The organism is Caballeronia sp. RCC_10 (assembly GCF_041360715.1).
In the GTDB taxonomy this organism is placed as follows: domain Bacteria; phylum Pseudomonadota; class Gammaproteobacteria; order Burkholderiales; family Burkholderiaceae; genus Caballeronia; species Caballeronia grimmiae.
Map to the genome: position 1 here is coordinate 80048 of NZ_JBFUPT010000014.1, position 14372 is coordinate 94419.

Below are 14372 nucleotides of genomic sequence, written 5' to 3' on the forward strand. Positions count from 1 at the left end.
CATGCGTGGTTCAACGCGCGATCAGAACTTGTGACGCACGCCGATGCGGAACGCGAGCTGGTTGTTTTCGCCCGCGCCCGACGTGCCGAAGTAGCTCGAAGCGGAGCCGATCTGCGCCTGATTCTCGACGCCGCGATTCGCACCCGACGCCTTCTGGTAGATCGCGAGCGCGTAGACATCGGTGCGCTTGCTGAGCGCGTAATCCGCGCTTGCATCGATCTGATGCCAGTGGCCCTGGAACGCATCCGACAGGTTCATGTACGTGTAACCGAGGCCCGCCGTGAACGCCGGCGTGACCGCATACTTGCCGCCGATTTCGTACGCGTTGAACTTCGAGCTGTTGCCCGCGACCGGTTCGAAGCGCGTGTTGGTCCACAGGCCGAACACCGTCGCTGCGCCGAAGGCATAGTTCGCGCCGACGCCGAACGTGCGCAGGTCCTTCGCGCCGCCCGTCGCGATGTTCGCGATCGTCGTGCTGAACGCGGGCGTCGACGCTCCGGGGAAGCGGATGTCCGTATAGGCCGCGCCGATGCCGAACGGGCCCGCCTTGTAGTTCAGCCCGAAGCTGTATGCACGCGACGAACCCGCGACCGTCGTGGTGCCGACCGTCGTGTTCGGCGCACCGGCGAATGCGCCCGCCTGATTCGAGAAGCCGTACATCGCGCCGAAGGTCACGCCGTAGAAGCTCGCGCTGCTGAACTTGACCGCATTGTTGATGCGGCTCGACGTGAGCTGATCGACGTCGTTGATGTGATACGCGTAGTTGCCCGCGACGGTCTGGCCGCCGATCGAATAGGCCGAGCCGAGATAATCGGTCGAGAACGAGTATTGACGGCCGAACGTGACCGAGCCGACATCGTTCTTCGAAATGCCGACATACGCCTGACGCCCGAATTCCGCGCCTCCCTGACCGAGCGCGCCGGTGCCGCTGTTGAAGCCGTTCTCCAGCACGAAGATCGCCTTCAGGCCGCCGCCCAGATCTTCCGCGCCGCGCAGGCCCCAGCGGCTGGCCTGGGCCACGCCGTCGTCGTACTTGAACAGATGATCGCTGCCGGTGCGCGTCGCGCTGTTGTTGACGTAGCTGATACCGGCGTCGATGATGCCGTACAGCGTTACGCTGCTTTGAGCATGAGCGGACGTCGCGATGCAGGCGAATGCGGCGAGCGCGGCGGCTGCCAAAAGATTCTTCTTCAAAACAAGCTCCGTGAGTTGGTTCGCGGTGGGTAGTCGCGCTGCGCAATGCTGCGGCAGCTACGAGAGCGGCGGCAGTGACGAAACAGCGCGCGTCGGCGGCGCGTCGCGCTCTGAATGGCGCGTGGCGGCGACGGGCGCAAATGTAGCGGCCGCTGAGGAAAGAAATGTGACAGCGCGATCGACGGCGTCGGCTGTATCGCGTGTGCAACGGGGCTGGCGAAGCGCACTCGACTGTGCGCACGCGCGCGCGGGTATGCTGGCGGTTCGATCACCGCGAGCGAGATCATGGACGAAAAAGGTGTCCGCGAACTGGAAGAGCAGCTCAGGCAGGCGATGTTGTCGTCGGACGTGAAGGCGCTCGATGCGCTATTGGCCGATGACCTCAGCTTCGTCGATGCGACCGGCAAGGTGTGGACCAAAGCCGATGACCTGAACGGCCATCGCTATGGCATGCAGCGCATCGACAGGCTCGATGTGGAGGAGCAGAGCATTCGCGTGTATGGCGCGTTCGCGGTGACGGTGACGCGCGTGGCGCTGTCCGGCACCTTCGCCGGTGCGCCGTTCGCGGGCAGCCTGCGCTACACGCGAACGTGGGGCGAGACCGCCGGCGGCTGGCGTGTCGCCGCCGCCCAGTGCGGTCTCGTCGGCTTCTGACGCCGCTTTACGCCGACAGCAGCGAGCCCGTGCGATAAGCCTTCGCCCCCGCGATGCGCGCGACTTCCAGCCCCGCCGACGCGAAACGCATGATCTGCCGGGCATACATCACGCCGGACGTCGTGCACTTGAGCGTGGTGACGGTGTCGGTGATCGGATCGATGACATCGGCGATGGCTTCGCCCGCATCGACGTATGCGCCCACTTGCGCGCGAAACACGAGCACGCCGGACACCGGCGCGACGATGGGCTCGGCGCCCGCAAGCGGCGTCGCCGGGTACGCGAGCGGCGGCGGCTCGACGGCGGGCGCATCGATCACGCCGCGGTGGATCATGTAGTTGACGATAGCCTGCGCGTCCTTGTCGCCGAGTTCGTGCGATACGTCGTGCTGGCTGCGCAGTTCGACCGTCACCGAAATGCCGCCGTTCGGGATCGGGAAGCGTTCGCCGTAACGCGCACGCAGGTCCGACCAGCAGAAGCTGTGGATCTCGTCGAACGGATTGCCGACCGAGTTCAGTGCAAGCAGCGACGCCTTCGCATCGAGATAGCGCGCGAGCGGCTCCACTTCGTCCCAGATGTCCGGGTTGGTGTACAGATGCAGCGCGGCGTCGAGGTCGCAGTGCAGATCGAGCACGACATCGGCGTCATACGAGAGCTTCTGCAGCGCGAGGCGTTGCGATTCCAGTTCGGTGCGCGGCGTTTGCTCGTCGAGCGCTTCCTTCATCGCGGCACGCACGGCGAGGCGGTTAGCGTCGGCGTCGTTCGACAGGCGCGCTTCGATGCGCGGGGCGATCAGCGCGGCGAGATCGTGGAAATTGCGATTGAAGTTGTGGCCGCTATTGCTCTCGAAGCGGCCGAGCAGATTGCCGTGCAGGAACTGGCTCAGGCCGATCGGATTCGGCACCGGCACGATCACCACTTCGCCGCGCAGCTTGCCGGCGGCTTCGAGTGCGGCAAGCTGGCGGCGCAGCTTCCACGCGACCAGCATGCCCGGCAGTTCATCGGCATGCAGCGACGACTGGATATAGATTTTTTGTCCGCCGCCCGGGCCGTAATGAAAACTCGTGATGCTGCGGGAGGTGCCGAGCGTCGGCGAGATCAGTTGATGAGTTCTTGTCTGCATAGTGTTCGCGCGCACGCGAGTGCGCGAGGTCTTGCCTCTGTGGGTTGCTGATGAACCGGACGAATCCCGCGCCGGGGTGTCTCTGTCCGCCGGCGCTGCTTCAGACGTTCGATCTTAGCCGAAATCGGCAGCACGGGAGGCGGGCGCTCGTGCGGCGTGCGCCGGCTTACAAAATGAAACGGGCTCCGCGCAGTGAAGCGCGGAGCCCGTCGACAAGCTGTGTAAGAAGCGATTAGCCGCCGTACACGTCGAAGTCGAAGTACTTCTTCTCGATCTTCTTGTACGTGCCGTCCTTGATGATGTCGGCGATGGCCTTGTCGATCTTCGCCTTCAGGTCGGTGTCTTCCTTGCGCAGACCGATGCCCGCGCCGTTGCCGAGGATCTTCGCATCGACGAGATCCTTGCCCGCGAAGTCATAGCCCGCGCCGCGCGGCGTCTTCAGGAAGCCGAGTTCGGCCTGCACCGCGTCTTGCAATGCGGCATCGAGACGGCCCGAGGTCAGGTCGGCGTAGACCTGATCCTGGTTCTGATACGGCGTGACGGTCACGCCCTTCGGCGCCCAGTAGGTCTTCGCGTAGGTTTCCTGGATGGTGCCCTGTTCGACGCCCACGTTCTTGCCCTTCAGGCTTTCAGCCGTCGGCAGGATGTTGCTGCCTTTCTTCGCGACAAGGCGCGTCGGCGTGTTGAAGAGCTTGCTCGAGAAGGCGATCTGCTCGGCGCGTTGCGGGGTCATCGACATCGACGAGAGGACGCCGTCGAACTTCTTCGCCTTCAGCGCGGGGATCATGCCGTCGAAGTCGTTCTCGACCCACACGCACTTCGCCTTCAGGCGCGTACAGATTTCATTGCCGAGATCGATGTCGAAACCGACCAGCTTGCCATCCGAACCCTTCGATTCAAACGGGGGATAGCTTGCATCGACGCCGAAGCGGATCGTCGAATAGTCCTTGGCGTGCGCCGTGACGGCGGTGAACGACGTGGCGGCGAGAAGGGACATCGACAAGGCGGCAAGCAGTTTCTTCACTTGTTAACTCCAAAGGATGGTCGGTTCAGCCCGAAAGGTCTCATTCCGGGTGCGGCCGGCGCCGGTGCGGATCGGTCTTGATCGCTCGGGAGCGCCGGACGGCGGGCATTCGGCGGATCGTGTCCGCGCAGAATCGGCAGAAGGTTACCAAGCCAAAATAGTACGGGACCTAGTGAAAGCACGGATAGCGGTGCTTTAGAACATTTCTTCGCTTAAACACAAGTGTTTTGTTCCTAATTTTTTCGCCGATCTTCAGCGGTGACGGGTCCGAGATGCACGCTTTTCGCTGATACGGAGCACGGGGTCGTTCGTTGTCATTGCGCATCGTCAATTAACCAGACGGTTAGAATGCGCCCCTGCGTTTCGCGCGCAAGAGGCCGAGAACTTGCGCCAGACGCCGGATGCGGCGGAAAGCAGCGCCATGTGACATTCACTTTGCACGGACCAGGACGGTGCGCGACAGCTCGCGCTCGCCGACAGGAGACGACACCGATGACTCAAACGACCGCGGCCGCCGCACGCCGCGCAACCGCCGATGCCGCGGCGCCCGCGCTTTCCGCCGGGCTGATTTCAGCGCGACTCGACCGCCTGCCCGCGACGCGCAGCATATGGAAGCTCATCGGCATGCTGAGTCTCGGCTTCTTTTTCGAGCTATACGACCTGCTGTATTCAGGTTACGTCGCGCCGGGCCTCGTGAGAAGCGGCATCCTGACGCCCGCGACGCCCGGCTTCTTCGGCATGACGGGCGTGGCGAGCTTTATCGCATCGCTATTTGCGGGGCTGTTCATCGGCACCGTCGCATGCGGGTTCCTCGCCGACCGATTCGGCCGGCGCGCGATCTTCACCTGGTCGCTGCTCTGGTACACCGCCGCGAATCTCGTGATGGCGTTCCAGGACACCGCCACGGGCCTCAACTTCTGGCGCTTCGTGGCGGGCATGGGCATCGGCGTGGAACTGGTGACGATCGGCACGTACATCTCCGAACTCGCGCCGAAGCACATCCGCGGGCGCGCGTTCGCGTGCGAGCAGGCAATCGGCTTCATGGCGGTGCCGGTGGTCGCGTTTCTCGCGTATCTGCTGGTGCCGCGTGCGCCGTTCGGCATCGACGGCTGGCGCTGGGTCGTCGTGATCGGCGCGCACGGGGCGCTCTTCGTCTGGTGGATTCGCCGCAATCTGCCGGAGAGTCCGCGCTGGCTCGCGCAAAAGGGCCGGCTCGATGAAGCCGACCGCGTGATGTCCGCGCTCGAAGCCAAAGTGCAGCGTGAGTACGGCAAGCCCTTGCCGTTGCCTGCCACGCCCGAGCCGGTGACCGGTGCGCGCGACGACGGCTCTTTCGCGGGCATGTGGCGGCCGCCCTACGGCAAGCGCGCCACGATGATGATCATTTTCAACGTGTTCCAGACTGTCGGCTTCTACGGCTTTGCAAACTGGGTGCCGACGCTGCTGGTCAAGCAGGGCGTGACGGTGACGTCGAGCCTGATGTATTCGAGCATCATCGCGATTGCCGCGCCGATCGGGCCGATCATTGGTCTCGCGATTGCCGACAGGATCGAGCGCAAGACGGCGATCGTCACGATGGCAGCGGCGAATATCGTGTGCGGGTTGCTGTTCAGCCAGTCGTCGGATGCGGCGTTTCTGATCGCGATGGGCGTGGGCCTCACGCTGTCGGCGAACATCATGTCCTACAGTTTTCACGCGTACCAGGCCGAGCTGTTCCCGACGAGCATCCGGGCGCGCGCCGTCGGCTTCGTCTATTCGTGGAGCCGGTTCTCGGCGATCTTCACGTCGTTCATCATCGCGGGCGTTTTGAAGGGCTTCGGCACGACCGGCGTGTTCGTGCTGATCGCGGGCGCGATGATGATCGTGATGGCGGCGATCGGCCTGATGGGACCGCGCACGCGCGACATCGCGCTGGAGAAGATTTCGCATTGAGGGCAGGCGTGCGTTTGCTGCGTTGAAGCGTCCTGTGTGCCAGAATTCGCAGGTCGTTCCCAATAGCCGCCTACTATTCGAACATGTCCGACACGCCCACTCCAGTCGAAGCAGATCATGCGATGCGCAACTGGACCTATCGGCCGGAAGGCGCGATACCGGTCGGGTCCGAGCAGCACAAGCGCATGTTCTGTGAAATGCTGCTGACGACGCACAATCCTTATAAGCCCGCCGTCATCGACTGGCCAAAACTGGAGCCCGCTGCGCTCAGGCGTGTGACGTCGCTGCCGATCTGGGACATCGCCGTGCAGACGGAAGGGCGTGCGTCGATTCGCGTCGCGACGTATGCGGCGAGCGTCGCCGATCCGCTTCTGCGCGAGGCTTTGCAGATGAACGGCGGCGAGGAGGCGCGGCACAAGGTCGTGCTGTCGAAGCTGGTGGAAGCGTATGGCATCGCGCTCGCGCCGGAGCCGCCGTATCCCGCTCCCGACGATGCCTTGCGTGCGTGGATGCTGACGGGATACAGCGAGTGCATCGACAGTTTCTTCGCGTTCGGCTTGTTCGAGGCGGCGCGCCGGTCGGGATACTTTCCGGAAGCGCTTGTCGAAACGTTCGAGCCGGTGATTCAGGAGGAAGCGCGGCACATTCTGTTCTTCGCTAACTGGGTGGCGTGGTATCGGCGCAGCTTGCCGTGGTATCGCAAGCCGGGGTTCATGCTGAAGACCGCGGGCGTGTGGCTTACGCTGATTCGCGACCGGATATCGCTTGCGCGCGGGTTCGACAAGAGCGGCGCGGCGCAGGATGCGAATTTTCCGGCGAACGTCGGGGATTCGGTGGCGGGGGATGTGTCGGTCGGGGCGCTGATCGATTTGTGTCTCGGCGAGAACGATCGGCGCATGAGCGGGTATGACGCGCGGTTGCTGCGGCCGACGACCGTGCCGAGGATCGCGCGGGTGATGAGGCGGTTTGTCAGTTAGTGGGGGGCTTCCGCCGCCCCTCGAACCGCCGCGACGCATCCTCCACATCCTGCCGGAACTGCACCAGCGCTGCCAGTTCCGCATCGGCAGGCTGCAACGCCGCCCATAGCACGTCGATGAGTTCATCCGCGGTCGTATCGATCTGAGCCTGACTCAGCCGGCGCTTCGCAAGCGTCGCATCCCACAGCACGTGTTCCATCGGCCCGAACACCAGCGAGCGCAACAGCCGCAGTGGCACGTCGCCGCGCACGTGGCCCAGCGATTGTCCGCGCGCCAGCACCTCCATCAGCGGCGCGGTGTAACGGCGCTGCAATTCCGTCAGCGTGTCCGACAGATCGTGCTGCTTCGTCCGCCCCTCCGACAACACCAGTGAGCACAGTCCCGTGCCGTTCACGAGCATCAGCCGCAAATGCGTCCTCACGATGAACGCGAACTGCTGCCGCACCGAGCCTTCGCGCGGCAAACCGCTTTCGAAAGCATCGATGATTTCGTCGTACCAGTCCGCAATCACGCGCGCGCACAGTTCGCGCTTGCCGCTGAAATAACTGAACACCGTCGCTTCCGATATGCCCGCGCGCTGCGCGATTTCAGCGGTCGTCGCAGCGTCGTAGCCTTTTTCGGCGAAAACGTCGCGCCCGGCTTGCAGGATGTCGCGCACACGCTGCTGTGATTTGACACCGGCGGGCGTGCGGCGGCCAGTGGCGGTCGAATGAGTGGACATGGACGTCGCTCGGAAGCAGAAAGCGGAGTAAATGTGAGCGTAGCTCAAAAACCTATTGACGGCTAGCCAATTTGAGCGTGAAATTGGCCCAATTCTCGGCTGAGCGGCCAGTGTGAGCCATACTCATTTATGGGCGCGCCGAAAACATTCGCATCTGGAGGAGACACCCCATGAGCACCGTACCCGGCCTCGACTTCGCGTTGGGCGAAGACATCGACATGTTGCGCGATTCGCTCGCCAATTTCGCCTCGAAGGAAATCGCGCCGCGCGCCGGCGAAATCGATCGCACCGATCAGTTCCCAATGGACCTGTGGAAAAAGTTCGGCGACCTCGGCGTGCTCGGCATGACTGTCTCCGAAGAATACGGCGGCGCGAACATGGGTTACACCGCACATATGATCGCGATGGAGGAAATTTCGCGGGCATCGGCGTCGGTCGGGCTGTCGTATGGCGCGCATTCGAATCTGTGCGTCAACCAGATTCATCGCAACGGAACCGAAGCGCAGAAGCGCAAGTATCTGCCGAAACTGGTGTCCGGCGAACACGTCGGCGCACTCGCGATGAGCGAGCCGAATGCGGGATCGGACGTCGTCAGCATGAAACTGCGCGCTGAAGAGAAGGGCGATCACTACGTGCTCAACGGCACGAAAATGTGGATCACCAACGGCCCCGACTGCGACACGCTCGTCGTCTATGCGAAGACCAATATCGAAGCGGGCGCGAAGGGCATTACCGCGTTCATCGTCGAGAAGGGCATGAAGGGCTTCTCCGTCGCGCAGAAGCTCGACAAGCTCGGCATGCGCGGATCGCATACCGGCGAGCTCGTGTTCGAGAACGTCGAAGTGCCGAAGGAAAACATCCTCGGCGCATTGAACGGCGGCGCGAAAGTGCTGATGAGCGGCCTCGACTACGAACGCGCCGTGCTCGCGGGCGGACCGACCGGCATCATGCTCGCGTGCATGGATGCAGTCGTGCCGTACATCCACGATCGCAAGCAGTTCGGGCAGTCGATCGGCGAGTTCCAGCTCATTCAGGGCAAGGTCGCCGACATGTACTCGACGCTGCAAGCATGCCGCGCATATCTCTACGCGGTCGGCCGCCAGCTGGATACGATCGGCAGCGACCACGTGCGTCGCGTGCGCAAGGACTGCGCGGGCGTCATTCTCTACACCGCCGAAAAAGCCACGTGGATGGCCGGCGAAGCGATTCAAATTCTCGGCGGCAACGGTTACATCAACGAATATCCGGTTGGCCGTCTGTGGCGCGATGCCAAACTCTATGAAATCGGCGCGGGCACGAGCGAAATTCGCCGCATGTTGATTGGCCGTGAATTGTTCGCCGAGACGGCTTGAGGCGCGACATGGCGATCATCGAATCGAAACTGAATCCGCGCAGCGAAGATTTCCGCACGAACGCGGCGGCGCTCGATGCGCTCGTCGCGGATCTGAAGGCGAAGGTCGCGAAGATCGCGGAAGGCGGCGGGCAAGCGGCGCGCGACAAGCATCTGTCGCGCAACAAGCTGTTGCCGCGCGATCGCATCGCGCAATTGCTCGATCCGGGCACGCCGTTCCTCGAACTGTCGCAGCTTGCTGCATACGGCATGTATAACGACGAAGCACCGGGCGCGGGCATCATCACCGGCATCGGGCGCATTGCGGGGCAGGAGTGCGTGATCGTCTGCAACGACGCCACCGTCAAGGGCGGCACGTACTATCCGGTCACGGTGAAGAAGCATCTGCGCGCGCAGGAAATCGCCGAGCAGAACCGCTTGCCATGCGTCTATCTCGTCGATTCCGGCGGCGCGAATCTGCCGAATCAGGACGATGTCTTCCCCGACCGCGATCACTTCGGCCGCATCTTCTATAACCAGGCGAACATGTCGGCGCAGGGCATCGCGCAGATCGCGGTAGTGATGGGATCGTGCACGGCGGGCGGCGCGTATGTGCCGGCCATGAGCGATGAATCGATCATCGTGAAGAATCAAGGCACGATTTTTTTGGGCGGCCCGCCGTTGGTGAAGGCCGCGACGGGCGAAGAAGTCAGCGCCGAAGACCTCGGCGGCGGCGATGTGCATACGCGCCTCTCGGGCGTCGTCGATCATCTCGCGCAGAACGACGCGCACGCGCTCGGAATCGCGCGCAGCATCGTCGGCAACCTGAATCGCGTGAAGCAGGCGCCGCTTGCATTGAAAGAGCCGCTGCCGCCGCGCTACGACTTGCAGAGCGTGTACGGCGTGATTCCCGTCGATACGCGCAAGCCCTTCGACGTGCGCGAAGTGATCGCGCGTATCGTCGACGACTCCGCCTTCGATGAATTCAAAGCGCGCTACGGCACCACGCTCGTTTGCGGCTTCGCGCATATCTGGGGGCATCCGGTCGGCATCGTCGCGAACAACGGCATCTTGTTCAGCGAGTCGGCGTTGAAGGGCGCGCACTTCATCGAACTTTGCGCGCAACGCAAGATTCCGCTCGTGTTTCTGCAGAACATCACGGGCTTCATGGTGGGCCGCAAATACGAGAACGAAGGCATCGCGCGCAATGGCGCAAAGATGGTCACCGCGGTGGCGACGGCCAAGGTGCCGAAGTTCACGGTCATCATCGGCGGGTCGTTCGGCGCGGGCAATTACGGCATGTGCGGCCGCGCGTATTCACCGCGCTTTCTGTGGATGTGGCCCAACGCGCGCATCTCGGTGATGGGCGGCGAACAGGCCGCATCCGTGCTCGCGACGGTGCGGCGCGATGGCATCGAGAAGAAAGGCGGCACGTGGTCGAAGGAAGACGAGGAAGCGTTCAAGGCGCCGATTCGCGATCAATACGAGGTACAGGGGCATCCCTACTATGCAAGCGCGCGCCTGTGGGACGACGGCGTGATCGATCCCGCGCAGACACGCGATGTCTTGGGCCTCGGGCTGGCAGCGACGATGAACGCGCCTATCGAGGAAACACGCTTCGGCGTCTTCAGGATGTAAGGCCATGTTCAACAAAATACTCATAGCGAACCGCGGCGAAATCGCATGCCGCGTGGCGGCGACCGCCAAACGCCTGAACGTCGGAAGCGTCGCCGTGTATTCGGACGCGGATGCGAAGTCGAAGCATGTCGATGTCTGCGACGAGGCGGTGCATGTCGGCGGATCGGCGGCGTCGGAAAGTTATCTGCGTATAGAACGCATCGTCGAGGCGGCGAAGAAGACCGGCGCGCAAGCCGTTCACCCCGGTTATGGATTTCTATCGGAGAACGAAGCATTCGCCAACGCATGTGAAGAGGCGGGGCTCGTGTTCATCGGGCCGCCCGTCGAAGCGATCCGGGCGATGGGTTCCAAGGCCGCGGCGAAGGCGCTGATGCAATCGGCATCGGTGCCGCTCGTGCCCGGCTATCACGGCGACGATCAGTCTCCCGATCTGCTTCAGCGCGAAGCGGACGCCATCGGCTATCCGGTGCTTTTGAAGGCGAGCGCGGGCGGCGGCGGAAAGGGCATGCGCGTCGTGGAAAAGAGCGAGGACTTCGCGCAGGCGCTGGCGTCATGCAAGCGCGAGGCGGCGTCGAGCTTCGGCAACGATCGCGTGTTGATCGAGAAGTATTTGCTGCGGCCGAGGCACGTCGAAGTGCAGGTGTTCGCGGACAAGCACGGTAACGCGGTCTATCTGTTCGATCGCGATTGCTCCGTGCAGCGCCGCCATCAGAAGGTGCTCGAAGAAGCGCCTGCACCGGGCCTTAGCGATGAAACGCGCCGCGCGATGGGCGAAGCCGCCGTTGCCGCCGCGCGTGCGGTGGATTACGTCGGCGCGGGCACGGTCGAATTCATCATGACGCAGGACGGCCAGTTCTACTTCATGGAGATGAACACGCGCCTGCAGGTCGAGCATCCTGTGACGGAAATGGTGACCGGGCTGGATCTGGTCGAATGGCAATTGCGCGTCGCGGCGGGCGAGCCTCTGCCTTTGCAACAGCACGAATTGCGTGTGGACGGCCACGCGATCGAAGCCCGCGTGTACGCCGAGAACCCATCGCGCGGCTTTTTGCCGTCGACGGGCACGCTCAAGCATCTGGCGTTGCCGCATGCAGTCGAATTCACGATCGAGGGTGACGTACGCATCGATAGCGGCGTGCGCGAAGGCGATGCGATTACGCCGTTCTACGATCCGATGATCGCGAAGCTGATCGTGCACGGACGCGATCGCCGCGATGCGCTCGCTCGCATGGCGCGCGCGCTCGCGCAATGCGAGATCGTCGGACTGCATACGAACGTGGAGTTCCTGCAGCGCATTGTTAAAAGCGAGCCGTTCTCGCAAGCCGATCTCGACACCGGCCTGATCGAGCGTCATCACGATGCGCTCTTCGCGCCTTCATCGGTGTCGCGCGAGAAGGCGCTGGCGCTTGCCTGCGCGGCCTTGCTCACGCGCGAGGGCGGCGAGGCGCATGGCCGTTCGCCGTGGGATGCGCTTTCCCACTGGCGCATGTCGGGCGGCTACAGCCAGGATCTGCACTGGCGTGCGCTCGACGCCGATAAGCCATTGAAGGCCGTCTTCACGAAGAACGGCGAGAAGCGTCTCCAACTGGACGGGCAAAGCGCGCGCTTCGACTGGTCACATCGGGGGGAAACGGCCTTCAGCGTTCAACTCGACGATGCGCTCGTCAAAGGCCACGTCTTCACCGACGGCGATATCTTTCACGTGTTTCTGGAAGGCGCCGCATTCGCGTTCGAATGGCAGAACCTGATGGCTCATGCGGGCGACGCCGAACACGAAGGGCGCCTGACCGCGCCGATGCCTGGCAAGGTCATCGCGGTGCTGGTGCAGCCGGGTGCATCGGTAGAAAAGGGCGCGCCGCTGATCGTGATGGAAGCGATGAAGATGGAGCACACGATCGTCGCGCCGGCCACGGGCAGGATCGGCGAAATTCTCTTCGACGTCGGTGATCAGGTCACCGACGGATCGCAATTGCTCGTGCTCGAAACGGAAGGCAGCTAGCGCTTCTTCTTCGGCGCGGGACCGAGCAGTGTGTCCGCACTTTCGGCGCGAACGAGGATCTCGACGCGCCGATTCGCCGCGCGTCCTTGCGGCGTGTCGTTGCTGGCGATCGGCCGCAGATAGCCCATGCCCTTCGTCGTCAGGCGCTCGGCCGGCACGCCGCGCGCAATCAACGCGCGCGCGACCGCTTCGGCGCGCGCCTCCGACAAGGCCTGGTTATAGGCGAGCGGGCCGTCGTTGTCCGTATGGCCTTCGATCAGCACTGGCCGCATGCTGCGTTTCAATACCGTCGCGGCGCGGTCAAGCGCGGGCAGGCTGCCTTTGCGGATGCTCGCGTCGTCGCTTTCAAAGAGCGCGACCTCGGGCAGGCGCATCTCCACGCCGCCTTTGACCGTCTGCATCGTAATGCCGTATTGCGCGTTCAGCGTCTCTTCGTCCGACCGGTTGAGTTTCGTCGAACAGCCTGCCAGCAGTACGATCGACGTGCATGCTCCAATTGCCACCATGCCTTTGCCCAACATTCGAGGATTCCTTGCGTTGATGCCCGACTCGCGATTATAGGGACGACCAACCGTCACGTTGTAAAGAACAGTGCAACGATGGCGAGTGCGAAGTGGAATGAATCGTGCGCTTACAATGCAGGCGGCTCTAACGCTTCGCTTTCAGTCGATTCCCTCAGAGGCTTCCTTTCATGGCGATTCCATCGCGCAACGAGGCCGCAACCGACGCGACCGATCGCTCCCGCAAGCTCCAGCGCGCGGCATCGGCGGCGCTTTATACGGTCCTCGTGTTCATCGCGCTTTATACGGCGCGCACGTTCATCCCGGCTGTCGTGTGGGCCGTGGTGATCGCCATCGCGCTGTGGCCCGCGTTTGGCTGGCTCGAGCGCCGGCCTGTCTTCAGGCAGCGGCATACGCTGCTCGCCGTCCTGCTCACGCTTGCAATTGGCTTGTTATTCGTCTTGCCGTTTGGCGTCGTCGCGGCTCAGACGCTCGATGAAGCGCACGACACCATGCGCTGGTTTCACGACGTGCTGAGAACCGGCATCCCGGTGCCCGCGTTCATCGATCATCTGCCGATGGGTTCGCAACAGGCCGCGCGCTGGTGGCACGACAATCTCGCGACGCCGCTCGAATCGTCGCCCGCCGTCAAGGGCCTGCATGGAGGCACGTTCGTCGCGATGACGCGGCATTTCGGCGGGCGCGTCGTGCATGGCTTCGTCACCTTCGGCTTCATGCTGATGACGCTTTTCTTCATTTTCCAGGCGGGCGCGAAGCTGGGCCGGCAGATGCTTGCAGGATCGAGTCGCGCGTTCGGCGCGGATGGCGCGGCGCTGCTGCAGCGCATGGCCGATGCCGTGCGCAGCACGGTCGTGGGGCTGGTGGTCGTGGGATTGGGGGAGGGCGCGCTGCTCGGCATCGCCTATGCAGTGACCGGCGTGCCGCACGCGACGCTGCTCGGCATGCTGACGGCGGTCGCGGCGATGCTGCCGTTCTGCGCGCCGATCGTCTTTCTTGGCTCCGCGCTATGGCTGCTCGCGAACGGCTCGATGGCGGCGGCCGCGGGCGTCGCGATCTTCGGATTGGTCGTGGCGTTCGTGGCCGAGCACTTCGTGCGGCCGGCGCTGATCGGCGGCTCGACGCGCCTGCCGTTTTTGCTCGTGTTGTTCGGGATTCTGGGCGGCGCGGAGACGTTCGGGCTGATCGGGCTTTTCATCGGCCCGGCGCTGATGACGATACTCGTCGTGCTGTGGACCGACTGGGTGCGCGCCTGATCGTGC

Annotated in this window: 12 protein-coding genes; 7 read left to right on the top strand and 5 right to left on the bottom strand. The window is 63.5% G+C overall.

What is annotated here, in order from left to right; translation table 11 throughout:
• Window positions 1-21: 21 nt before the first annotated feature.
• Window positions 22-1194 carry a porin gene (locus AB6804_RS22360; protein ID WP_370888330.1) on the bottom strand — a complete coding sequence of 391 codons (1173 nt, stop codon included), beginning with the start codon at window positions 1192-1194 and terminating at the stop codon, window positions 22-24.
• Between the two features lie 285 nt (window positions 1195-1479).
• Between AB6804_RS22360 and AB6804_RS22365 the strand changes: the two genes are divergently transcribed.
• Complete coding sequence (locus AB6804_RS22365; protein ID WP_370888331.1) at window positions 1480-1848, top strand: nuclear transport factor 2 family protein; 369 nt, start codon at window positions 1480-1482, stop codon at window positions 1846-1848.
• 7 nt (window positions 1849-1855) lie between these two features.
• On the opposite strand, the gene AB6804_RS22370 is transcribed toward AB6804_RS22365, so the two are convergent.
• Window positions 1856-2971, bottom strand: a complete 1116-nt coding sequence (locus tag AB6804_RS22370) for a succinylglutamate desuccinylase/aspartoacylase family protein (RefSeq protein ID WP_035968922.1) — start codon at window positions 2969-2971, stop codon at window positions 1856-1858.
• Window positions 2972-3203: 232 nt separating this feature from the next.
• Window positions 3204-3995, bottom strand: a complete 792-nt coding sequence (locus tag AB6804_RS22375) for an ABC transporter substrate-binding protein (RefSeq protein WP_244795129.1) — start codon at window positions 3993-3995, stop codon at window positions 3204-3206.
• Between the two features lie 492 nt (window positions 3996-4487).
• On the opposite strand from AB6804_RS22375, the gene AB6804_RS22380 reads away from it, so the two are divergent.
• Both AB6804_RS22380 and AB6804_RS22385 read left to right on the top strand, forming a co-directional pair.
• Window positions 4488-5927 (top strand): MFS transporter, encoded by a 1440-nt coding sequence (locus AB6804_RS22380; RefSeq protein WP_370888332.1) that lies wholly within the window; start codon window positions 4488-4490, stop codon window positions 5925-5927.
• Between the two features lie 83 nt (window positions 5928-6010).
• Window positions 6011-6904 (top strand): ferritin-like domain-containing protein, encoded by an 894-nt coding sequence (locus AB6804_RS22385; RefSeq protein ID WP_370888333.1) that lies wholly within the window; start codon window positions 6011-6013, stop codon window positions 6902-6904.
• Here AB6804_RS22385 and AB6804_RS22390 read toward each other — a convergent pair.
• Window positions 6897-7625 carry a TetR/AcrR family transcriptional regulator gene (locus tag AB6804_RS22390; RefSeq protein ID WP_370888334.1) on the bottom strand — a complete coding sequence of 243 codons (729 nt, stop codon included), beginning with the start codon at window positions 7623-7625 and terminating at the stop codon, window positions 6897-6899. The genes AB6804_RS22385 and AB6804_RS22390 overlap by 8 nt on opposite strands.
• 170 nt (window positions 7626-7795) lie before the next feature.
• Here AB6804_RS22390 and AB6804_RS22395 point away from each other — a divergent pair, with 170 nt between their 5' ends.
• From AB6804_RS22395 to AB6804_RS22405, 3 genes are read left to right on the top strand one after another with little or no spacing between them, the layout of a single operon-like run.
• A complete protein-coding gene (locus tag AB6804_RS22395; protein WP_244795125.1) occupies window positions 7796-8977 on the top strand; it encodes an isovaleryl-CoA dehydrogenase in 1182 nt (393 codons plus the stop codon).
• Window positions 8978-8985: 8 nt separating this feature from the next.
• A complete protein-coding gene (locus tag AB6804_RS22400) occupies window positions 8986-10593 on the top strand; it encodes a carboxyl transferase domain-containing protein (protein WP_370888335.1) in 1608 nt (535 codons plus the stop codon).
• 4 nt (window positions 10594-10597) lie between these two features.
• Window positions 10598-12592 carry an acetyl-CoA carboxylase biotin carboxylase subunit gene (locus AB6804_RS22405; protein ID WP_370888336.1) on the top strand — a complete coding sequence of 665 codons (1995 nt, stop codon included), beginning with the start codon at window positions 10598-10600 and terminating at the stop codon, window positions 12590-12592.
• Here AB6804_RS22405 and AB6804_RS22410 read toward each other — a convergent pair.
• Window positions 12589-13113 carry an OmpA family protein gene (locus AB6804_RS22410; protein ID WP_370888337.1) on the bottom strand — a complete coding sequence of 175 codons (525 nt, stop codon included), beginning with the start codon at window positions 13111-13113 and terminating at the stop codon, window positions 12589-12591. The two genes, AB6804_RS22405 and AB6804_RS22410, sit on opposite strands and share 4 nt — an antisense overlap.
• A gap of 170 nt (window positions 13114-13283) precedes the next feature.
• Between AB6804_RS22410 and AB6804_RS22415 the strand changes: the two genes are divergently transcribed.
• Complete coding sequence (locus tag AB6804_RS22415; protein ID WP_370888338.1) at window positions 13284-14366, top strand: AI-2E family transporter; 1083 nt, start codon at window positions 13284-13286, stop codon at window positions 14364-14366.
• Window positions 14367-14372 lie beyond the last annotated feature (6 nt).

Excerpts from the sequence above, each read along its gene's own strand:
- AB6804_RS22365 (WP_370888331.1), top strand. The coding sequence starts at position 1,480 with ATGGACGAAAAAGGTGTCCGCGAACTGGAAGAGCAGCTCAGGCAGGCG.
- AB6804_RS22410 (WP_370888337.1), bottom strand. The coding sequence starts at position 13,113 with ATGTTGGGCAAAGGCATGGTGGCAATTGGAGCATGCACGTCGATCGTA.
- AB6804_RS22400 (WP_370888335.1), top strand. The coding sequence starts at position 8,986 with ATGGCGATCATCGAATCGAAACTGAATCCGCGCAGCGAAGATTTCCGC.
- AB6804_RS22370 (WP_035968922.1), bottom strand. The coding sequence starts at position 2,971 with ATGCAGACAAGAACTCATCAACTGATCTCGCCGACGCTCGGCACCTCC.
- AB6804_RS22390 (WP_370888334.1), bottom strand. The coding sequence starts at position 7,625 with ATGTCCACTCATTCGACCGCCACTGGCCGCCGCACGCCCGCCGGTGTC.
- AB6804_RS22405 (WP_370888336.1), top strand. The coding sequence starts at position 10,598 with ATGTTCAACAAAATACTCATAGCGAACCGCGGCGAAATCGCATGCCGC.
- AB6804_RS22380 (WP_370888332.1), top strand. The coding sequence starts at position 4,488 with ATGACTCAAACGACCGCGGCCGCCGCACGCCGCGCAACCGCCGATGCC.
- AB6804_RS22415 (WP_370888338.1), top strand. The coding sequence starts at position 13,284 with ATGGCGATTCCATCGCGCAACGAGGCCGCAACCGACGCGACCGATCGC.
- AB6804_RS22395 (WP_244795125.1), top strand. The coding sequence starts at position 7,796 with ATGAGCACCGTACCCGGCCTCGACTTCGCGTTGGGCGAAGACATCGAC.
- AB6804_RS22385 (WP_370888333.1), top strand. The coding sequence starts at position 6,011 with ATGTCCGACACGCCCACTCCAGTCGAAGCAGATCATGCGATGCGCAAC.